16 protein-coding genes and 1 CRISPR repeat array are annotated in these 22,208 nt (G+C 44.8%); of the genes, 3 read left to right on the forward strand and 13 right to left on the reverse strand.

Annotated features, from left to right (window positions below; all coding sequences use genetic code 11):
* Positions 1-2 precede the first annotated feature (2 nt).
* The 10 genes from ureC to MADE_RS14180 form a co-directional block, all read right to left on the reverse strand.
* On the reverse strand, positions 3-1,706 hold the full coding sequence (gene ureC, locus MADE_RS14135; protein ID WP_012519282.1) for an urease subunit alpha: 1,704 nt from the start codon (positions 1,704-1,706) through the stop codon (positions 3-5).
* On the reverse strand, positions 1,706-2,014 hold the full coding sequence (locus tag MADE_RS14140; RefSeq protein ID WP_012519283.1) for an urease subunit beta: 309 nt from the start codon (positions 2,012-2,014) through the stop codon (positions 1,706-1,708). Before MADE_RS14140 ends, ureC begins: the two co-directional genes overlap by 1 nt.
* A gap of 31 nt (positions 2,015-2,045) precedes the next feature.
* Positions 2,046-2,348 (reverse strand): urease subunit gamma, encoded by a 303-nt coding sequence (locus tag MADE_RS14145; protein ID WP_012519284.1) that lies wholly within the window; start codon positions 2,346-2,348, stop codon positions 2,046-2,048.
* A 25-nt stretch (positions 2,349-2,373) separates the two neighbouring features.
* A complete protein-coding gene (locus MADE_RS14150) occupies positions 2,374-3,327 on the reverse strand; it encodes an urease accessory protein UreD (protein WP_012519285.1) in 954 nt (317 codons plus the stop codon).
* A 22-nt stretch (positions 3,328-3,349) separates the two neighbouring features.
* On the reverse strand, positions 3,350-4,045 hold the full coding sequence (gene urtE, locus MADE_RS14155; protein ID WP_012519286.1) for an urea ABC transporter ATP-binding subunit UrtE: 696 nt from the start codon (positions 4,043-4,045) through the stop codon (positions 3,350-3,352).
* Between the two features lie 33 nt (positions 4,046-4,078).
* Entirely contained in the window at positions 4,079-4,906 is an 828-nt protein-coding gene (urtD, locus tag MADE_RS14160; protein ID WP_012519287.1) for an urea ABC transporter ATP-binding protein UrtD, read from the reverse strand.
* On the reverse strand, positions 4,906-6,084 hold the full coding sequence (gene urtC / locus MADE_RS14165) for an urea ABC transporter permease subunit UrtC (protein ID WP_012519288.1): 1,179 nt from the start codon (positions 6,082-6,084) through the stop codon (positions 4,906-4,908). Before urtC ends, urtD begins: the two co-directional genes overlap by 1 nt.
* On the reverse strand, positions 6,084-7,754 hold the full coding sequence (urtB, locus tag MADE_RS14170; RefSeq protein ID WP_012519289.1) for an urea ABC transporter permease subunit UrtB: 1,671 nt from the start codon (positions 7,752-7,754) through the stop codon (positions 6,084-6,086). The genes urtC and urtB overlap by 1 nt, the downstream gene beginning before the upstream one ends.
* A gap of 176 nt (positions 7,755-7,930) precedes the next feature.
* Positions 7,931-9,205 (reverse strand): urea ABC transporter substrate-binding protein, encoded by a 1,275-nt coding sequence (gene urtA, locus MADE_RS14175; RefSeq protein WP_020744081.1) that lies wholly within the window; start codon positions 9,203-9,205, stop codon positions 7,931-7,933.
* Between the two features lie 35 nt (positions 9,206-9,240).
* On the reverse strand, positions 9,241-10,236 hold the full coding sequence (locus tag MADE_RS14180) for an outer membrane beta-barrel protein (protein ID WP_012519291.1): 996 nt from the start codon (positions 10,234-10,236) through the stop codon (positions 9,241-9,243).
* A 247-nt stretch (positions 10,237-10,483) separates the two neighbouring features.
* Here MADE_RS14180 and MADE_RS14185 point away from each other — a divergent pair, with 247 nt between their 5' ends.
* The 3 genes from MADE_RS14185 to MADE_RS14195 all read left to right on the forward strand — a co-directional run bounded on the left by MADE_RS14185 (position 10,484) and on the right by MADE_RS14195 (position 16,455).
* Positions 10,484-13,849, forward strand: coding sequence for a hybrid sensor histidine kinase/response regulator (locus MADE_RS14185; protein ID WP_012519292.1), 3,366 nt, complete (start codon positions 10,484-10,486; stop codon positions 13,847-13,849).
* Positions 13,842-14,738 (forward strand): response regulator transcription factor, encoded by an 897-nt coding sequence (locus MADE_RS14190; protein ID WP_012519293.1) that lies wholly within the window; start codon positions 13,842-13,844, stop codon positions 14,736-14,738. Before MADE_RS14185 ends, MADE_RS14190 begins: the two co-directional genes overlap by 8 nt.
* A 205-nt stretch (positions 14,739-14,943) precedes the next feature.
* Positions 14,944-16,455: a Fic family protein gene (locus MADE_RS14195; RefSeq protein WP_012519294.1), complete on the forward strand. Its 1,512-nt coding sequence runs from the start codon at positions 14,944-14,946 to the stop codon at positions 16,453-16,455.
* A gap of 238 nt (positions 16,456-16,693) precedes the next feature.
* A CRISPR array of direct repeats spans positions 16,694-20,078; the repeat unit is 29 nt; unit sequence CGGTTCATCCCCGTGGGCACGGGGAACAC.
* A gap of 73 nt (positions 20,079-20,151) precedes the next feature.
* Here the strand turns inward: MADE_RS14195 and cas2e are convergent.
* From cas2e to MADE_RS14210, 3 genes are read right to left on the reverse strand one after another with little or no spacing between them, the layout of a single operon-like run.
* Positions 20,152-20,454 (reverse strand): type I-E CRISPR-associated endoribonuclease Cas2e, encoded by a 303-nt coding sequence (cas2e, locus tag MADE_RS14200; protein ID WP_012519301.1) that lies wholly within the window; start codon positions 20,452-20,454, stop codon positions 20,152-20,154.
* Positions 20,455-20,459: 5 nt separating this feature from the next.
* Positions 20,460-21,380 (reverse strand): type I-E CRISPR-associated endonuclease Cas1e, encoded by a 921-nt coding sequence (gene cas1e, locus MADE_RS14205; RefSeq protein ID WP_012519302.1) that lies wholly within the window; start codon positions 21,378-21,380, stop codon positions 20,460-20,462.
* 2 nt (positions 21,381-21,382) lie between these two features.
* Positions 21,383-22,204: a KilA-N domain-containing protein gene (locus MADE_RS14210; RefSeq protein ID WP_012519303.1), complete on the reverse strand. Its 822-nt coding sequence runs from the start codon at positions 22,202-22,204 to the stop codon at positions 21,383-21,385.
* Positions 22,205-22,208 lie beyond the last annotated feature (4 nt).

Genomic DNA, 22,208 nt, shown 5'->3' on the forward strand with positions numbered 1-22,208 from the left:
CTTTAAAACAGACAGTACAGCTGTGCCAGTGGCAGTGTCGTTACTGGTTCACATGTGAGTAACTCCCCGTTCGCACGCACCTCATAGGTTTGAGCATCCACTTCAATAGTAGGTTGCCAACTATTATGGATCATGTCGTCTTTGCCTATGTTACGTGTATTTTTGCAAGCGCTTACCATACGTGTCAAACCAATTTTATCTGGTACCCCAGCATCTAAAGAAGCTTGAGACATAAATGTCATTGAAGTATTGGCAGGCGCCTGCCCATGTGCACCAAACATAGGTCTGTAGTAGACGGGTTGAGGCGTGGGTATTGACGCATTCGCATCGCCCATGGGGGCTGCCGCAATAAACCCTGACTTAATTATCATCGCGGGCTTGATACCGAAAAATGCAGGTTTCCAAAGCACTAAATCTGCGAGCTTCCCTATTTCGATAGAACCAACTTCATGGCTAATGCCGTGGCTAATTGCCGGATTAATTGTATATTTCGCAACATAACGCTTTAAACGAAAGTTATCATTTCGTTCAGTATCCGGCGCTAGGGGGCCACGTTGCTGCTTCATTTTATGTGCAGTTTGCCAAGTACGAGTAATCATTTCACCAACACGCCCCATCGCTTGGGAATCTGAGGCAATCATACTGATAGCACCCAAGTCATGCATGATATCTTCAGCCGCAATGCTTTCTTTTCGGATACGAGAGTCTGCAAACGCGATATCTTCTGGTATAGCCGGGTCTAAGTGATGGCAAACCATTAACATATCAAGATGTTCATCTATGGTATTGATTGTGTAAGGGCGCGTAGGATTAGTGGAAGAAGGTAATACGTTTGACTCGCCACAGGCGCGGATAATATCGGGAGAATGACCGCCACCTGCCCCCTCCGTGTGATAAGTATGTATGGTGCGCCCTTTAAACGCACCTAACGTATCTTCAACAAAACCAGACTCATTGAGTGTATCGGTATGAATTGCTATTTGAACGTCATACCGCTCCGCTACTGATAAACAATTATCGATAGAAGCTGGGGTAGTCCCCCAATCTTCATGCAGTTTTAAGCCACATACGCCTGCTTCAATTTGCTCTTCTAACGCAATAGGTAAACTCGTATTCCCCTTTCCTAAGAAGCCAAAATTCATAGGAAAATCATTAGTAGCTTGAAGCATTTTATGAGTATTCCAAGGTCCTGGGGTACAAGTGGTAGCGTTACTACCTGTAGCAGGCCCCGTTCCACCACCAATCATCGTAGTCACACCCGACATTAGCGCTTCGTCTATTTGTTGTGGGCATATAAAATGAATGTGCGCATCTATACCACCGGCCGTAACTATCTGACCTTCACCTGCAATTATTTCTGTGCCGGGTCCGATTTCAATATCAATATTGTCTTGAACATCTGGGTTACCAGCTTTACCAATAATAGCAATACGGCCATCTTTGATACCAATATCAGCTTTAATAATTCCCCAATGGTCCAGAATAACTACGTTCGTGATTACAAGGTCTGGCGTATCAAAACAGCTTGCTTGGCTTTGCCCCATACCGTCCCGAATTACTTTTCCACCACCAAATTTCACTTCTTCACCATACTCGGTAAAGTCTTTTTCCACTTCAAGCCATAAGTCCGTATCCCCTAAGCGAACGCGATCGCCAATTGTGGGCCCAAACATATGTGCATATGAATGTTTATCGATAGTTGCCATTAGCTCAATACCCCTTGTACTTTACCTTGAAATCCAATGACCGTACGGCTGCCTTGATAAGGGATCAAAGTTACCTCGCGCTCTTGCCCCGGCTCAAATCGGATAGCAGTACTTGAGGTAATGTCTAAACGGTAGCCTTTGGTGGCTTCCCGATCGAACTTAAGCGCATTGTTCACTTCATAAAAATGATAATGAGAACCTACTTGTATTGGACGATCGCCCGCGTTAGCCACTTTAATCTTAATACGAGGTCTACCCACATTCAGCTCGCGATCGCCTGAGTCTGTTTTTATTTCTCCGGGAATCATTTACCTATGCTCCTGTTAAATATTTAGACTTTTAAATAATAGGGTTGTGAATAGTGACGAGCTTTGTGCCATCTGGAAATGTGGCCTCTACCTGAACTTCTGGAATAAGCTCACTTACTCCTTCCATTACTTGCTCTTTGGTGAGTAGAGTGCGGCCATAGTCCATCATTTCTGCAACGGTTTTACCGTCTCGCGCGCCCTCAATTATTTCCATCGATATATAGGCCATTGCTTCAGGGTAATTAAGTTTAACGCCCCGCTTTAGTCGCCTTTCAGCTAACAAAGCCGCAGTAAAGATTAATAACTTATCTCGCTCTCTGGGTAATAAATCCATTCTAAGCTACCTTTTCATTCTATTTTTAAGTAAGCCAAATACGAGGAACATTAGCTTCTTTTTGGATGTAAATTGGCCTGATTGTTTTCCAAATACTGGTGAATATGGCTTTGCACTCTTCAGCATGGTCGCCTAGGTATCGCACTACTAATAGGTCTCTTATGTAAGTCACGCTCACTTTCTGGCTAGGTTTGTCGATGCCATCTGTATGTGCAATTTGTTCTCTTAAGCGATCTACCAACTGACTTTTCTCATTTACATTTATGCGTACTTTCGGCGCATGGGCCAACATAGTGGCAAAAACGGAGTGGTTATTGAGCCCCGCTACGTGTGCACAAACATTGTTATTTGGTGTCAGATTAATTCGGTCATGAAAATTAAGTTTACCGTCGATAAACACTCGATTTAGCTGAGTAAACCGGCCTTTCTTAAATGGCTGACCAGCAGCGGGTAACCCTAAGCAACTTATATCCCAGCCAATATAATGTGCTTGTGAACTCAACTTTAAGTCCAACTGGTTAATTGCGTCTGCGCCTTCATAAACGATAGTTTCGAGTGGAAAGTTTTCACAAATACCCTTGCCCAACACCTTAATGTTGCTTATTTGTGTTTGCTTACTGTCGCCGATTGCTAAATTGGTTCTTGCTCGGTAAAAACGATTGGCGCCTGGCGTTGTAATAAGCGCATGCGCTGAATCTTGAATACAAACTTCAATGTTGAGTTCATCACCCGAAACAATGCCTGCAGGAGGGTGAAGCAAGTAAACATGCGCACAATCTTTACCTTCAGGATAAAATGCCTTTTGCACATTTAAAGGCCCGCGACGGCTAGTTTTAACTAGCTGAGACACATTGCTTTTTATGGCAAATTCTAAGAATAAGCTAGCCAACCACTTATTTTTGAGACCTTTGAATGCACTGGCCTTATTTACAGAACTTGATGCACCCGATAATTTTTCATACGCAAACTCTTGTTTCATATCATCCATTTCAATACATAAGCTATACGGCTAAATACTTACTAACAAGTTCGTCGTTTAAATCCGGCATATCACCTGTAGCAATTACCTGACCTTTTTCCATCAATGCAAAAGTTTCACCCACCGCTCTTGCGAAGGGAAGCTTTTGCTCTACTAACACAATGGTTAGCCCTTGCTCTTTATTTAGCTTTAACAACACATCCCTAATGAGCTGGACAATATTTGGTTGGATACCTTCGTTAGGTTCATCCAATATCAAAATATCAGGGTTTAACACCAACGCTCGAGCTATCGCTAACTGTTGTTGTTGTCCGCCCGACAAGTCCCCCCCTCGTCTGTGCAACATTTCCTTTAACACAGGGAAGAGTTCAAATATATGCTCAGGTATGGTCTTACTAGTTTGCCTTTTGCAGTTTAAACTTATCTTCAAATTTTCTTCAACGGTTAGCTGAGGAAAAATATGACGCCCCTGGGGTACATAGCCTACACCTATCTCTGGTCGCGACTCTACCGAGGCTTTAGACATATCTTTATTGTTAATCGTGAGCTTGCCACCGCTTATTGGCAACAGCCCCATAATGACGTTTAGCAACGTAGTTTTGCCAACACCATTTCGGCCCATAATTACAGTTCGAGAACCCTTTTCTATTTTCAGGTTCGCATCCCAAAGAATTTGAGTACCGCTATATTGTTGATCAATATTCTGTAGTTCTATCATAATGTTAATGCCTTCGCATAGGTTTGATAATGCTTAATGATCAGTTTCTTCGCCTAAATATACTCGAATAACTTCTGGGTTCGACTGGATATCATTCATGGTACCTTCCGCAAGTACAGAGCCTTGATGCAGCACAGTAACTTGGCGAGCAATTGAGCGAACAAACGCCATATCATGCTCGACTACCACCACTGAGCGTTCGCCCGCTAATGATGTTAGAAGTTCAGCGGTGCGTTCCGTTTCTTGCCCCGTCATGCCTGCTACTGGCTCATCAACTAATAGCAATTTGGGATCGGCAGCCAATAACATACCTATTTCAAGCCATTGCTTTTGCCCATGGGACAATCGGCCTGCGGGATAATAGGCTTCATTTACTAACCCTATAGTTCGCAGGATGTTATCAATGCTGTCTTTTTGCTCTGGGGAAAGTTTATGAAACAAAGATGCCCAAATACCTTTGTCACCAGCCAAACTCAACTCTATATTCTCAAATACACTTAAGGCTTCAAACACGGTAGGCTTTTGAAATTTACGCCCAATACCTGCCAACGCGATTTCAGACTCATCCATACCAAGTAAGTCTATATTCTGTCCGAAATTAACTTTGCCCGAATCAGGCCGCGTCTTCCCTGTAATAACATCCATTAACGTGGTTTTGCCCGCACCGTTCGCCCCTATCAGGCATCGTAATTCACCTTTGTTGATATAGAGGTTCAAGTTGTTAAGCGCCTTAAAACCATCAAAACTTAGGTTTACATCTTCAACGTATAGAATTACACCATGGCGCGTATCTGGGTGCTTGCCAACTAGCTGCGGAGCTTTATTAGCAAATTGAGGACTCTTAGTAGTTTGAGTAGTCATCATTCTAATTCCTTTTTACTACCTACATGGTAGGGTGCTTCTTCTTTTGACGTTGTAGGCCCACTATTAAACATTGATAGTTTGTCGAAGATATTAGGTAGCAAACCGGCTATACCCTTTGGAAGTAACAGCGTGACCAATACAAATAGGCCTCCGAGAGCGAAAAGCCAAGCTTCTGGCATAATAGCGGTGAATCGGGTTTTCGCGTAACTCACTACAATAGCTCCGATGATCGCACCATAAAGAGTGCAGCGTCCGCCAATCGCAACCCACACCACCATTTCTATTGAGTTGAGCGGAGAAAACTCACCAGGATTTATAATGCCAACTTGCGGAACATAAAGGGCACCAGCTAAACCGGCTAGCATTGCAGATACAACGAATATCCATACTTTATAATGCTCTGGCTTATATCCTACGAAACGAACGCGGCTTTCTGCATCTCGCGTAGCGGTAATAACTCTTCCCATTTTTGAAGAAACTATAAAGTGACTAATGGCGTAACCAACTGCTAATGCAATAGCTGTAGCAACAAATAACGCAAGTTTGGTACTGGGGTTTTGCAAAGAGAAACTAAATATTTCTTTAAAATCGGTTAGTCCATTATTGCCACCAAATCCCATTTCATTTCTAAAAAAGGCCAACATCAACGCGTATGTCATTGCTTGAGTCATAATAGATAGATACACCCCACTTACTCGCGATCTAAATGCCAGTGTTCCAAAAATAAAGGCAAGCAACCCAGGCCCTAGAAACACCATCACAACCATCCAAATTGCACTGCTACTTCCCGCCCAAAACCAAGGAATTTCCGTCCAATTTAGAAAAACCATGAAATCTGGAAGGTCGGGATTACCATAAACACCTCTGTCACCAATTTGGCGCATAAGATACATGCCCATGGCGTACCCACCGAGTGTAAAAAAGGCTCCGTGCCCTAAGCTAAGCACGCCACAGTAACCCCATACTAGGTCTACGGCTAAGGCCAAAAGTGCATAGCACAAATACTTTCCTAAAAGACTTACTGTGTAGTCACTAACGTGTAACAAAGCACCGTCAGCGAAAACCAGATTACAAAAAGTTACGTAAGCCGTTGATAGAAATAAGACGCTCACCACTACATGAAGGTTGCTTAGCGCTTTAAACTTCTCTTGAAAAACGTTTGATAAAATAGTCATTAGTCTGCGCTCCTACCCTTTTGTGGGAATAAGCCTTTCGGACGTTTTTGGATAAACAATACCAAGCCTACCAGCACGATAATATTTGCCAGCACAGACCCCGTAATAGGTTCAAGAAATTTATTAATTGTACCGAGTGACATAGCCGCAACTAACGTTCCCCACAAGTTGCCTACTCCACCAAATACAACGACTAAAAATGAATCGATAATGTAGGCCTGACCTAGGTTTGGTCCGACGTTGGTCAATTGACTAAGCACTACACCCGCTACACCCGCAATACCCGAACCTAAACCAAAGGTAGCAGCATCTACCCAGTCACTTTTTATACTAAGCGCGCGTGCCATGTCCCTGTTTTGTGATACAGCGCGAACGTGCAAACCTAATGATGATTTTTTAAGGATTAACATCAGTGTAAAAAACACAACGAGCGAAAATATAATGATGTATAGCCGATTGTAGGTTAACGAAAAGACGGGATTTATAACCCAAGATCCCGTCATCCATTCAGGCGCCTGCACCTGTCTATTAAGTGGAGAAAAAACCGTACGCACTAATTGCTGAAGTATTAAAGATACGCCGAACGTAGCTAATAATGTCTCTAACGGGCGCCCTTTTAAGAAGCGAATTACGCCTCGCTCAATTAATACCCCCACAAACCCCGAAACTAAAAAGGCAGCGGGAATAGCCATTAATAGCGAATATTCGATAAGGGACGGAAAAGTAATTTGTATGACATATGTAGTATAAGCGCCCAGCATAATCATTTCGCCGTGCGCCATGTTAATTACACCCATCACGCCAAAAGTAATTGCTAAGCCAATTGCAGCTAACAATAATACTGAGCCTAAACTTAATCCAAAAAATACATTTTCAATAAATCCGTAGCGGCTGCGCTTTGCGTCTATATTTTTAATGACTTCATTGAGCGCCGCAGCTAGTTCTGCTTCTTGCGCATTGCGCTGACTTTGTGGCAATTCCCTTAATATATTTGCCATGGTATTTCGCACTTCAGGCTGCAGACTACTTTCTAAATCACTAACAGCAACTAGTTTGGCTTGATGCTCACCCGTTTTTAGCTGGTTTAATGAAAGCACCACATTCATTAATTCTGACACTTCTGGGTCTTCTTCTTTATCAAGCCGTAGCGTGATAGCGTCTAACCCCATCGTGGACGGATTGTCGAGTAACTGCTTTACGGCTTGTAGACGTACATCCTTATTAGGGGAATTTAAGTCTAGTACAGCGATAGCACTTCGGATTAAACCCCGCAGTCGGTTGTTTGTGCGTACCTTTCTAATTTTCGACTTTTTAACCGATGCGAGTTCTGAGTCATGCAATACATCAGTTAGTTCGTACTCTTTACCTACCTTTATAGCGGCAACAAGCAGCCTATTTGATTTGATATAGTACAAGTCACCGTTCAACACTAGTGACAATATTTCTCGGGTTTTTGGGTGAAGAACTTGGCTAATTTCTGTTACCAAAGATTCCATTTGGTTCAACTTCGCGCTTGGCAATTTAGCTGCGAGTGAATAAAGTGCAGCGTCATTCTCATTGCTAGGTTGAACGGTCTGAACATCTGCTGTTTGTGCATATACAGGTGCTTTACACAAGCATATTAAGCAGATGAATAACCAACTAACCCACCGGGTGTGCGTTCGAATCATCTTATATTCCTCTTATACAAAGCTTAATGCACAACGTTTAAGCCGCTTCTAGATGCTCTTGTACTAACAGTGGTAAATACACTCTATTTAAAGTACGTTTGGGATTCAGGCTCTTAACGTCATGGAGGCTGGCTACTTGTATGTCAGTAGCCAGGTTTACCCATTCTTTAAACCTTCTAACCCGAGCATTTACCTGTCGTCACATCAAAATTTCCGCAACGAAGTGGTGCAGTCCAGTCCGACATGAGGTTTTTTGAACTCGGTAGAAAGTCTGACCACGCATCACCAATCACTGTATCTGGTGTTTCCCAAACCACTTCAAATTGACCATCTTCTTGAATTTCGCCAATTAGCACGGGCTTCGATAGGTGATGGTTTGCATTCATAACTGCAATGCTTCCTGTGAGATTTGGCACTGCGATACCGATCATCGCTTGCTCTACTTCGTCTACATCTGTAGTGCCTGCTTTTTCTACCGCTTTTGCCCACATTTTGAAGCCAATATAAGTTGCTTCCATTGGGTCATTCGTTACACGTTCATCATCACCAATGTAGCGTTGCCAACCTTCGATAAATTCATCATTTTCATCTGATTCAACACTTTGGAAGTAATTCCAAGCAGCAAGATGTCCAACAAGAGGCGCTGCATCAAAGCCCGAAAGCTCTTCTTCACCTACAGAGAATGCCACCACTGGAATATCTTCTGCAGAAATGCCTTGGTTGCCTAATTCTTTGTAAAATGGAATGTTCGCATCGCCGTTAATTGTAGAAACCACAGCAGTCTTCTTGCCTGTTGAGCCGAACTTTTTGATCTCAGAAACAATACCTTGCCAGTCAGAATGACCAAATGGGGTGTAGTTAATAAGAATGTCTTCGTCTTTAACGCCTTTCGCATTCAGATACTCTTTTAATATCTTGTTTGTCGTGCGTGGGTATACATAATCAGTTCCTGCTAGAACCCAACGAGTAGCACCGATATCATTCATTAAATAATCTACCGCTGGTATAGCTTGCTGGTTAGGCGCTGCGCCTGTGTAGAACACATTCTTCGAAGACTCTTCCCCTTCGTATTGCACAGGGTAGAACAACAAGCCGTTGAGCTCTTCAATTACGGGCAATACGGATTTTCTTGACACTGACGTCCAGCAACCGAAAATCACATCGACCTTTTCCTGTGCCAGTAACTCCCGAGTTTTTTCTGCAAACAGCGGCCAGTTTGACGCGGGGTCAACTACCACAGCTTCTAGCTTTTTACCCAGGATACCGCCCGCTTTATTCTGTTCTTCAATCATCATCAACACTGTGTCTTTCAATGTTGTTTCTGATATTGCCATGGTGCCCGACAGCGAATGTAGTACACCTACTTTAATAGTATCTGCCGCTAACACGATTTGAGAGCAAAATGTACTAACTATAATTGTGCTGGCGAGGGCGATCTTTTTAAATTTCATTTGAGTATTCCTTTTATCAATGTGATTGAATTAGCTTAGAAAGTAACTAGTGCTTCAAGGGCCATAAGGTCTACATCTACCCCATTTTGTTCACCCATTCGGTATTCAAATACCACCCATAGGTTTTTGGTAAAGGTATAGCTTGGTGCAATCGTGATAGCGCTGCCATCTTCTACTTCTGCGCCACTTGCATCATCGATTGCATAGTCGTGATAACGTAAAGTAATAGCAAAATCGTTCATTGCGTAATTGCCCATGATTAAGTAACCAGAGGCTTCTGAATCGATGCCATAGCGATAGGCATAAGCTGGAGCGTTTTCTGAAGTGTTATATTCAACGGCAAGGGTGAGAGAGCCTTCTATATACGCGGCCCACAAATTTACCAGTGTGGTAGTTTCATCTGTTCCGTCGAGCTTGTCGCTTGAATAAAAAGCTTTTGCAATTGTGGCTTCAGTGGGCGTAACTGCTAACATTGCTTCAAACGCAGGATGATCTGTATCCCTGTTCTCACCTTCTAAGTCCCCTAAATCGTTAACCAATGACAAGGCAACTTGGTAGCCATTTCCCTTGTAAAAACCTGAAACTCCCTGCTGATAACCACCGTAAAAGTATGCGGCATAGCCAGTTCCTGAGTACTGATAGAGACCCGTTGGTTCTTCCGTTTCCCAACCTGTATAACTAAGAAAACGTCCTGCTTTTACACTAAAATTTTCTGATACTGCGTAGGAAATAAAAGCTTGTTCAATGTCGACTTCCTCTCCAGTTCCGTTGTCTTGGTATTCCAAGTCAACTTGCGCTGAAAACTTACTGTCAAAACTATAAAGAAAATCTATTTCGAATTGATCTAAACCGGATGACTGTTCGGTGCCAACTCCTTCAACGTCAACTGACGACCACGACATATCAATAAAGCCAGTAACCGAAAGACTGTCAGTTAATTTAAATTTATCGTCCGCGTGCGCCGTACCTGTGAGACTCAAAGCGATAAATCCAACGGCCGCGGCTGGTTTTAATGTTTGGGCTAGTTTCATTTGCATTCCTTTATTAAAGTAATCAGCACATGGTCAGTGAGCTCTATTTATTGTGTTTATTTCCAACACGTTCATTATGAGTTTTGAATGCAATGAAAAGAATGCGCAAAAGCACGCAACCACCTACGTATAAATACGCATGGTTAAGTGGTTTAACTTATGTAAGATGGGAAGATCTAAACAACGAAAGTTCGTTGATAAATAATGTATTTCTTTGTAATAACTCAAAAAAACGTAGCACTTTAAAATGCAATCTAATCAAAAAATAATTCCGACCCGACGCAGTTACAATAAACTTGTTGCGAATGAAATGATGGAAGATTTCGCTTTGCGTTTTACCGCGAAGAAAGCTCGAAAGTGGTCTTTGAATAAGGTTGCAGGAACTGCCCTCGGGATTGTTTCTTTTCTCGTACTAGAAGCTATTGGTGGTGCCGCCACAATTAATTTTGGGTTCATTAACGTGGCATGGGCGATATTGTCTGTGGTGCTTGTTGTATTTTTGACCGGCACGCCTATCAGTTACTACGCGGCAAAATACGGCGTTGATATCGACCTATTAACCAGAGGGGCCGGATTTGGTTACATAGGCTCAACTATAACCTCACTGATTTACGCCTCTTTTACGTTCATTTTTTTCGCACTTGAAGCCGCTATCATGGCGATGGCCTTGCACATCCTATTTGGCATATCTTTAGCAATCGGGTATGTGATTAGTGCATTGCTAGTACTTCCATTAGTTACGCATGGGATTAGTTATATAAGCCGATTCCAGGTTTGGTCTCAGCCTATTTGGGTAATACTTCAATTAGTGCCTCTCCTTTTCGTGTTTCAACACCCTGACAGCAACTTCAAAGACTGGATTGCTTTTACTGGAATTGGCGAAAATGAAACCGAGGCACGCAATTTCAACTTACTTTTATTCGGAAGTGCATCCGCTATATTGCTTTCCCTAGTTGCGCAAATTGGTGAGCAGGTAGACTTTCTGAGATTTTTACCGGAAAGACCCAAAGCTGGCAGGTTTAAATGGTGGTTAGCTTTGATAGCTGCTGGCCCTGGATGGATTTTTTTTGGCGCATTAAAATTATTTTTAGGGTCTTTTCTAGCGTACTTTGCACTTACTCAAGGTGTGGATATTGACTTGGCAGATGACCCGGCACACATGTATAACCTAGCTTTTAGCTTAGTTTTTGATAACCCAACTATAAGCCTTATCGTTGCCTGTAGCTTTGTGGTTATTTCTCAGTTAAAAATTAACGTCGCCAATGCGTATGCAGGCTCGTTAGCATGGTCTAACTTTTTCTCTCGTGTAACTCGCACTCATCCCGGTCGAGTGATATGGACCGTGTTCAATGTAGTCATCGCACTATTGCTAATGGAGTTAGGTATATACCAAACGATAGAGACCATGTTATCCGTTTATTCTGTATTGGTATTGTCATGGCTAAGTTCTGTTGTAGCTGACTTAATAATAAATAAGCCGCTAGGCATTAGCCCCAAGCACATTGAATTTAAACGTTCTCACTTATACGACATTAATCCTGTGGGAATTGGCGCAATGTTCATATCTTCTTTCATCGGTATAACGGGCCATTACGGCTGGTATGGTGAAACAATTCAAGCTCTTGCCTCTTACCTTGCCTTTTTCTTACCTTTTATCTTAGTTCCTGTCATTGGAAAACTCACCGGTGGTAAATACTATTTGGTTGATAATAAAGTAGCTATTACACAAACCAGCTGTGTATGTTGCATTTGTGAAAATGAATTTGAGCAAGAGGATATTACTTTTTGTCCAGCATATAGTGGGGTCATCTGCTCGCTGTGCTGTTCATTAGATGTGAAGTGTGGAGATATCTGTAGGCCAGAAGCTACGCTCTTTGCACAGTCACAGATATTTTTTCATCGTTTTTTAAGTATCGACCTTCTTAAAGCCTTAACGACCCCTATGTCACAGTTTATAGCGCTAACATTTGCGCTAAGTTGTGTTAGCGCCAGTATTCTATATTTAGTTTACCTTCAAGTACCTTCTACCTCAGGTGCAAATGTCCTTTTTGCAGATATGCTAATTAAGATATTTTTCTTGCTCTCTATCATTGTTGGCATACTAAGTTGGCTATTTGTTTTAGCAAGAAACGCTAACAAAATAGCCCTTAAAGAACTTCGTTCCCAAGCGTCAGCTTTGGCCGATGAAATAGGAGCCCACGAAGTAACGTCCATTGCGCTTGAAAAAGCAAAGAATGCTGCTGAGGCTGCAAATGAAGCCAAGAGCCGATATTTAGCGGGACTAAGCCATGAGCTGCGAACGCCATTAAATGTGATGCTAGGTTATTCACAGCTATTAGGTAAAGATGTTAGTTTAAGTGAAAAACAACGAGACACTATGGGCATCATGCGAAGAAATGGGGAGCATCTTGCCAATTTGATTGAAGGACTGTTGGAAATATCAAAAATAGAAGCTGGCCGCCTAACACTTCACCGAGATGAATTTAATATTAGAGCTATATTGAAACAACTCATCGATATGTTTGAATTGCAGGCAAGTAACAAAGGTCTCAATTTTCACACTAACATCAGTACAAAGCTTCCCGATGTAGTGGTTGGTGATAAGCAAAGACTTAGGCAAATATTGATTAATTTGATCTCTAACGCCATCAAATATACAGAGGCCGGTCATGTTAAATTCGATGTTCAGTATAGAAATGAAGTCGCGATTTTTGTCGTTGTAGATACAGGCTCAGGTATAAGCGAAGCGCATAAAGAAACTATTTTTCAGCCCTTTGAGCAAATTAGAAACACCCATACACAGGCGATTGGTGGCACTGGGTTAGGATTAACGATATCTCGCTCTTTAACCGAATTAATGGGCGGTGAACTTAGCTTCAAAAGTTTACTAGGGAAAGGTTCAACCTTTACTTTGCGCTTAATGCTTCCACGCATTACTCAAAATCAAACCACGCCGGAAAATCATAGCCAACATGTTTGCGCATACTCAGGCACGCGTAAAACTATACTGGTGATAGACAATGAGCCTCATCAACAGCAGTTGCTTAAAGATGTATTAACTCCACTTGGTTTTATTGTGTTGCTAGCGGAAAATGAGAAAAAAACGTTTTCTCAATTAGAAAGTCACCACATCGACTTAATTACACTAGATGTAAAACTGTCTAACGCAAGTGGATGGGATCTGCTGTCCACACTACGGATGGATAATTGGTTAATGCCCGTACTCATGGTATCGGCAAACGCTCGTGAGTTAGAGCAATATACGGCTCACACAAAATTGCATAACGGGTATATTTCAAAGCCGTTCAATTTGGACAATTTATTCAATCAGATTGGGCAGTTGTTAGCACTTAATTGGGAATATTCTCCCGATAAAACCGAAAGCATAACGCAGATAGAAAAGCAGCAACGAACGCCCGTTACATCTGACCACTACAGGGAATTGATCACACTAGCTGAAATTGGGTATTTATCTGGGTTTAATAGCAAACTAACGGAAATAGAAACCCATCATTATTTTTCCCCTGATGTAGAATCAAATATAAAGCAACATATTTCCCAATGTAACTTTCCAGAAATAATCAGATATTTAGGTGAGTGTATTCATGAATAATATCAGTGATGTCGTGCTAGTTGTCGATGACTCCCCCGAGTCTTTGGGGATGCTAAATGTTGCGTTAAATACCCAAGGCTTTACTGCTCTGGTAGCGTTAAATGGAGTACAAGCATTAGCCATTGTAGAGAAAGTAAAACCTGATGTAATACTTTTGGATGCCGTTATGCCCGAGATGGACGGCTTTGAAACCTGCAAGAAGCTGAAAGAAGCACTCCCCAATACACCTATAATTTTTATGACAGGCCTTACCGAAATCGATGATGTGGTTAAAGGTTTCGACGCTGGCGGTATCGATTACGTAACAAAGCCCATTGCCCCCGATGAGGTCATCGCTCGAATTAAAACTCATATTCAAACTGCAAAGATAGCCTTGAGCGCCCAAAGTGCACTAGATAGCACAGGTAGTAACACTTTTTGTGTAAGCTCAGAAGGCCGGTTATCCTGGGCTACGCCTAACGTTCATCAATTTATCGAAAAGATATGTGGTGAGGATACTAGCCCTTGGGCAAGCATTTCGAAAGAACTGGCTCCATGGCTTCAAAGTGAAAATTTAGAAGAATCGTCGATATTAACAATACATAGTTTCTCATCGCCACTGCAAATAAAGTATCTAGGTGTACAAGCACCGCACCATCTATTTAAAATAGTAGAGCCACCCACCAGTAAAACCCACCTTTGCTTGCAGGAAAAGTTACCGATTACTAAGCGAGAGTCTGAAGTGCTGTATTGGATTTCTTTTGGTAAAACGAGTTGGGAAATATCTCAAATTCTCGACATGAGCCCACGTACCGCAAATAAACACCTTGAGCAGATTTATAAAAAGCTGGGCGTTGATAACAAAACATCGGCCGCAGCAATCGCGCTTAGGCTACTAGAGCGTTCGTGATTTAGTATCCATAGGCTTTAACCCATATTCTGTAGCCCTCCTTTCTAACTAAACGCCGTAAACGTAGAACCATTAAAACCTACAGCCAAAGAAACACCAAAACCTATAAGTTGAAAGACATTAAAACCTATAAGTGATATAACACTAAAACCTATAAACAATGATTGATAGCTGGTCACTATTATGAGTAATAGTTGGAGCGAACATGAATGACATATCACAAAAATTAGCAGATTCGCTCGAGCAGTTACAACAACTTCAAGAGTCAGGGGCTGTTGCCGTCCAGTCAAGGCAACTTAGCAGAGTACATCGAGAGCGGCTATTGAAGCATGGGTTTATTCGCGAGGTCATTCGGGGTTGGTACATACCGGCGATGCCAGATGAAAAGCCGGGCGACAGTACATCTTGGTATACTTCTTTCTGGGGCTTTTGCGGCGCTTATTTGTCACAGCGATTCGACAATGCCTGGTGCCTCTCACCTGAACAATCAATTAGCCTGCACATCGGCGATAGAACCGTACCTCAGCAATTACTCGTGCGCTCGCCTAAAGGCAATAATAAACCTACTGCCTTTTTACACAACACCTCCATTTTTGATGTCAGGTTGAACATGCCAGCCACAGAATACATTGAAAACTTGGAAGGGCTAAATGTCTATAGCTTAGCGGCTGCACTTGTTTACTCTTCGGCGAACCAGTTTCAAAATGCGCCTATCCAAATACGTACTGCCTTATCGATGGTGACAGATGCATCCGACGTACTATCCGTTTTACTTGCAGGTAATCACAGCGTGATTGCTGGCCGTTTAGTGGGCGCCTTTAGAAATATCGGCCGGGATCTGATTGCTGACAATATCTTAAAGGGCATGCAAGCGGCCGATTTTAAAGTGCAGGAAGAAGATCCATTTGCAGAAAAAGTGCAGGTAAACTTTGGTCGTCGTGATGTGTCGCCCTATGTTAATCGAATGAGGTTAAAGTGGGCACAAATGCGTGAAAGTGTTATCGCTCACTTCCCTGAACAAATACAACAAAGCGTCGACATCGAAACCTATATGGCCGAAGTGGAAGACAAATACGTTACAGACGCATACCACTCACTGTCTATTGAAGGCTATCGTGTGACTCACGAATTGATTGAACTGGTTCGCTCTGGTAATTGGCAAGCTGAAGGTTCTGACGAGAGTAAAAGGCATTTAGATGCCATGGCCGCTAAAGGCTACTGGAATGCATTTCAGGAAGTTAAAAAAGCCGTGTTAGCGGTATTAGAGGGTAAGAACGCTGGCGATGTATTGGAACAGACACACAGCGATTGGTATCTGGCTTTATTTGGCCCAAGTGTGGCTGCTGGTATTATTAAGCAGTCGGATTTGGCTGGTTACCGGACAGGACCAGTCTATATTCGTCAATCTATGCATACTCCACCAGGTAGAGAAGCGGTTCGCGATATGATGCCGATACTCTTCGACTTGCTCGCAGAGGAGAAAAATTCAGCCGTCAGAGTGGTACTGGGGCACTTCATTTTCGTCTACATCCATCCTTACTTTGATGGCAATGGCAGAATGGGAAGATTTGTTATGAATTTAATGATGGCATCGGGTGGCTATCCCTGGACAATTGTACCCGTCGAACGACGAGACGAATATATGCAAGCGTTGGAAGCTGCCAGCGTCAACCAAGATATCGTGCCCTTTACAAAGTTCTTGGCATCGTTAGTTTAATCAGTCTTAGTTTAGGGGAAGTGGGCATCGGGGGGCTGTCTGTGATTCGGTCATTAGATGAACAGCTCCCCCATTGTTTTGCATCGTTAGTATTCGGAGTTGTAGTCGCCAATCTCACCAGAGGACTAGTTCTGCAACCACATTTTGTGAATAAAGCAGTGCGAATATACCAAATATTTATACGCAATCAGAGACAAAATATGACCCTCTTGTTTAGTGCTTTTTCGAACAGTGAAGGTGGTTCATCCCCGTGGGCACGGGGAACACTCTCAATCAGGAAATCTTTGATGAACTCTAAACGGTTCATCCCCGTGGGCACGGGGAACACGACCCGCCACCAACATCTACACGCTGGCCTGACGGTTCATCCCCGTGGGCACGGGGAACACCGATTTCGGCTCCTTTTTATAGCGAACCATATCCGGTTCATCCCCGTGGGCACGGGGAACACTCAGGTTGAAGTAACAACATAACACTGTTGCGCGGTTCATCCCCGTGGGCACGGGGAACACCTTTCAATGGCACGAAGAGTCTCACCTGTACGCGGTTCATCCCCGTGGGCACGGGGAACACGCAAAAAGAAAGGCCCGCAAGAGGAAATGCTACGGTTCATCCCCGTGGGCACGGGGAACACACACATACGTGATATTCGCGTTTAATCACTGCCGGTTCATCCCCGTGGGCACGGGGAACACGCATCATCTTCAATGGTCCAGTAGTCTGAACACGGTTCATCCCCGTGGGCACGGGGAACACCCCTTTGTACACTCGCTGAGGCATCCATTGATCGGTTCATCCCCGTGGGCACGGGGAACACGGCCTTTCACGCCTCTAACTCCTTCCATAACGCGGTTCATCCCCGTGGGCACGGGGAACACTTAGCTATCAAAGCCTGGCTACAACTAAATAACGGTTCATCCCCGTGGGCACGGGGAACACACCGTCTTGGTATGGTTTAAATATACGCCTCCCGGTTCATCCCCGTGGGCACGGGGAACACATATTCACGTAATTGAGCCGCTTGTTTCTAATCGGTTCATCCCCGTGGGCACGGGGAACACAATAGAGAGAGGCCCCGAAGGATCTCCCGATGCGGTTCATCCCCGTGGGCACGGGGAACACTGTGTGGCGCTTACTGGTTTGCGCCGGTTTCGCGGTTCATCCCCGTGGGCACGGGGAACACTTGTTAACGGTTAACTCGCCTTCTACTTCGCGCGGTTCATCCCCGTGGGCACGGGGAACACGCTTGAATACCATGATGATGAAACGGCGATCACGGTTCATCCCCGTGGGCACGGGGAACACCTAAAATCTGCTGCAGAACTCTTTTGGCGCGCCGGTTCATCCCCGTGGGCACGGGGAACACTAACTATTACGAAGCGCTGGAGTTTGCTAAAACGGTTCATCCCCGTGGGCACGGGGAACACGAAGACATTGTAAAGTCCATTCAGTTGCCAGGCGGTTCATCCCCGTGGGCACGGGGAACACTAATAGACCTGGCTAAAACTATCTGCTGGTTGCGGTTCATCCCCGTGGGCACGGGGAACACGCTTGAAAAATATGATTCAAGTGGTTCATTATCGGTTCATCCCCGTGGGCACGGGGAACACTCCTGAACCACCCACCTCAATAGAGCCCGACGCGGTTCATCCCCGTGGGCACGGGGAACACCTGGTCCTGCCATTTACGTGTCTGGAGTTTTCCGGTTCATCCCCGTGGGCACGGGGAACACCACTTAGGACAAAAGAAGCGGCTTCAGATAACCGGTTCATCCCCGTGGGCACGGGGAACACTCACACGATTGGTCGCAACCACCATTCAAGCCCGGTTCATCCCCGTGGGCACGGGGAACACCCAGACTCACGTAGGTCTGAGTTGATTGGACGCGGTTCATCCCCGTGGGCACGGGGAACACGCCCGGCTTTATAACGGCTCTGGCGTTTATAACGGTTCATCCCCGTGGGCACGGGGAACACTTTGGAAGAAAACCGCTAAGGTACTCGATGAACGGTTCATCCCCGTGGGCACGGGGAACACCCAGAACGCGGCAGCATTGAACACTTAAAAACCGGTTCATCCCCGTGGGCACGGGGAACACTAAGTGATTTAAGGATAAGGCGTGACGGAACGCGGTTCATCCCCGTGGGCACGGGGAACACAATGGCGTGAAACTACTAACAGTGGCATTACGCGGTTCATCCCCGTGGGCACGGGGAACACAACTTCCAAGCCTGACCCTGCTGACAATTCAACGGTTCATCCCCGTGGGCACGGGGAACACCGGTGCCTGGACCACGCTTCAAGTATCTCATGCGGTTCATCCCCGTGGGCACGGGGAACACTGAAGAAGTCGTTCGTTCTCCTGCTGGTTGCGCGGTTCATCCCCGTGGGCACGGGGAACACTTAAAAGTACGTTAAATGCCATATTTGGTCCGCGGTTCATCCCCGTGGGCACGGGGAACACTGGCATACTATTGAATATACCTCGTTTAATCTCGGTTCATCCCCGTGGGCACGGGGAACACCTGTTGAATATTCTAAAGCTAATTTATACGAGCGGTTCATCCCCGTGGGCACGGGGAACACCCGCCGAAGCCCATTCCGTCAATCTGTTTTGACGGTTCATCCCCGTGGGCACGGGGAACACGCTGGTTTTAACAATGTCGTCAAGGTCATGGCCGGTTCATCCCCGTGGGCACGGGGAACACTGCATGCGTTACGTTGAACCATTGCATTTCTGCGGTTCATCCCCGTGGGCACGGGGAACACCGGTCGGTATGGCAGGTCGTCCACTTCCTGAGCGGTTCATCCCCGTGGGCACGGGGAACACTTCGTAAATGGTAACGGGGCCATTCATCCAGCCGGTTCATCCCCGTGGGCACGGGGAACACACGTAGCGACTGTTGGGTTCGGTGGCGGTCAACGGTTCATCCCCGTGGGCACGGGGAACACTAGCAAATGTTCATTTAAACCACCCTCTAACACGGTTCATCCCCGTGGGCACGGGGAACACCACTTTGAACTCAGTACCATCAACAGACCAGCCGGTTCATCCCCGTGGGCACGGGGAACACAGCGTCAGCGGTCAATCCAACCTGTGGCGCAACGGTTCATCCCCGTGGGCACGGGGAACACTTCTTTAATTTTGCGCGATAAATTGCGAGACCCGGTTCATCCCCGTGGGCACGGGGAACACTTACCAACATACCTACTAAGCAACCCCATAGCCGGTTCATCCCCGTGGGCACGGGGAACACGCGGCGCTCATTAAATTGGGTGCCAATCTTTACGGTTCATCCCCGTGGGCACGGGGAACACGCCCTCCTGCCATCTCTAGAGACATAGAAGCTCGGTTCATCCCCGTGGGCACGGGGAACACCAGATGCTATTGCTGCCACTGCAGGGGGAAGGCGGTTCATCCCCGTGGGCACGGGGAACACACCTGGGGGCTTACCTTGAAGTTGATCTTTCACGGTTCATCCCCGTGGGCACGGGGAACACCCATTTGTTTTGGTGCCACTTTTCACGCAATTCGGTTCATCCCCGTGGGCACGGGGAACACGAGATTGAAGCGAGTGAAGCGGGATTCCAGCGCGGTTCATCCCCGTGGGCACGGGGAACACTCTAATTATAGACAGTTGATCTATAAAAGAAAAAATAAAAGTTAAAATTCTACCAACTTTTTAAAGAACAGAATTATGAATTTTGGTCAGAATCAATAGGTAAAAATCGGACCAATCTTAGTCCATCAACGTCAATAGGTTCTCGTCTATTTTCACCGAAAGTCTGAAATTCAAAGCCAGATTCATTATTGGTTGCCCATGCCATTACTGCATTTCCTTCATCAGCCAACTCGGTTATCTGATACCAAATCATTTCGCGAACTCGCCTTGAAACATTCCCAACGTATACACCAGCTCTAACTTCTAATAACCAAACAGCAAGCCGTCCTCTCAATCTAGGGGGCACAGCTTCTGTCACCACAGTTAACATTGTCATTATACTTATCCCGTTCTGTGCCCTTCGTTTCCGATATTCTTAGGCTCTGGTATAACCGGTGGTTGACTATCCCTAGGGGGCTCAGGAGGAGTTATCTCTCCAGCACTCAAGACGTCTTCAATTAAAGGAATAAGGCGGTTTAATAGTTTGGTTTCTCGGAAAATATTGCGGCAAGCAACGCGCACTTCTCTATCAGGACTGCGAGGCCGTTTCGAGGCTATTTTGAATGCTTCTGGTACTACGGATTCGAATTTTACTATATCAGCCATGTCATAAACGAATGACAATGGCTTACCTGAATGAATAAACCCAATCGCAGGGGCGTACCCTGCGGCTAATATTGCTGCTTCGGTTACGCCATATAAACAAGACGTGGCTGCGCTAATGCATTGATTAACGACATCGCCTTTATCCCAATCTTTGGGGTCGTACTTTCGGCCTCGCCATTCAACACTATACTGCTTAGCAAGCAGTTCATAGGTTTTACGCACGCGTGCTCCTTCAATACCGCGCAGTTGATCTACACTTCGTCTTTCTGGGGCAGGTTCTCCAAATCGTAGCTCAAACATTTTACGAACCACTTTCAATCGCAAGTTCTCATCAAGTGCCAGTTTGGCTTGATACAACAATTTGTCTGACCGTGCGCCACCGGGTTGACCTGCGGCATACAGCCTCACCCCAGCTTCACCGACCCAAATTAACAGAGTACCAACTTGCGCTGCCAGTTTTATCGCAGCATGAGATACCCGAGTGCCAGGCTCAAGCATTATGCATACAACCGAACCCACGGGAATGTGCATGCGCTCGCCATTGACCTCATCGATTACCACAAACGCACCATCTTTGACGTCGATTCGCCCCATCCCAACGAAAATCATAGAATTGCGATCTTTAATAGGAATAGGTTTAAGTGGAATAAATGCCATATTTACTCCTTTAATAATGGATTTTTGGAGGTATTTGCTGCAATCAGGACCTGCATTTGCTGAATGGCTAATTGGTTCAGTTTTACAATCCTCTCTGATTGCTTAATGCCCTGCTGAATAAAATAGGCATTCATGGATTCCATATTAGCTGAACAAACAAGTTGATGAATGTTGGCGTGATCGCGCATATTGCCGCTGAGCTGAGGGTTTTTATCGCGCCATTGCTTAGCCGTAACACCAAAAAGTGCAACATTTAGCAGATCTGCTTCGGTGGCGTATACACAGGCTATTTGTTGGTTATTTAGCGTTTCCGGAATGAGGTGCTCTTTTACCGCATCGGTATGGATCAGGTAATTCACTTTTGCGAGATTACGTCGAATATCCCAGCCAAGTTGTTCGAACTCTTGTTCTTTTAAACGTTGGAACTCTTTAATCAAATAGAGTTTAAACTCAACAGAAATCCAGCTGGCAAACTCAAAAGCAATATCTTTTTGTGCGTAGGTACCTCCATAGCGACCGGCCTTTGAAATGAGTCCAATCGCATTGGTTTTCTCTATCCACTGTTTGGGCGTTAGTGTGAAACTATTCAACCCTCCTTCTTTTTTAAAGTCATCGAATTGGATGACTTTAAAAAGAGATTTATTGAGTTGCTCCCAAATACCTAAAAACTCGATGGTATTTCTGTTCCGCAACCAATTACCGATTATCACACCGGTTCGGTCTTTATTTTTGAACCGGGCAATATCTGTAATACAAATATACTCCACGCCTTCCTGGGTCATGGTTCCGATTGTTTGTTCAAGAGCTTGCAGTTTGGGTTTCATAAAC

It is taken from the genome of Alteromonas mediterranea DE, assembly GCF_000020585.3.
Taxonomy (GTDB): domain Bacteria; phylum Pseudomonadota; class Gammaproteobacteria; order Enterobacterales; family Alteromonadaceae; genus Alteromonas; species Alteromonas mediterranea.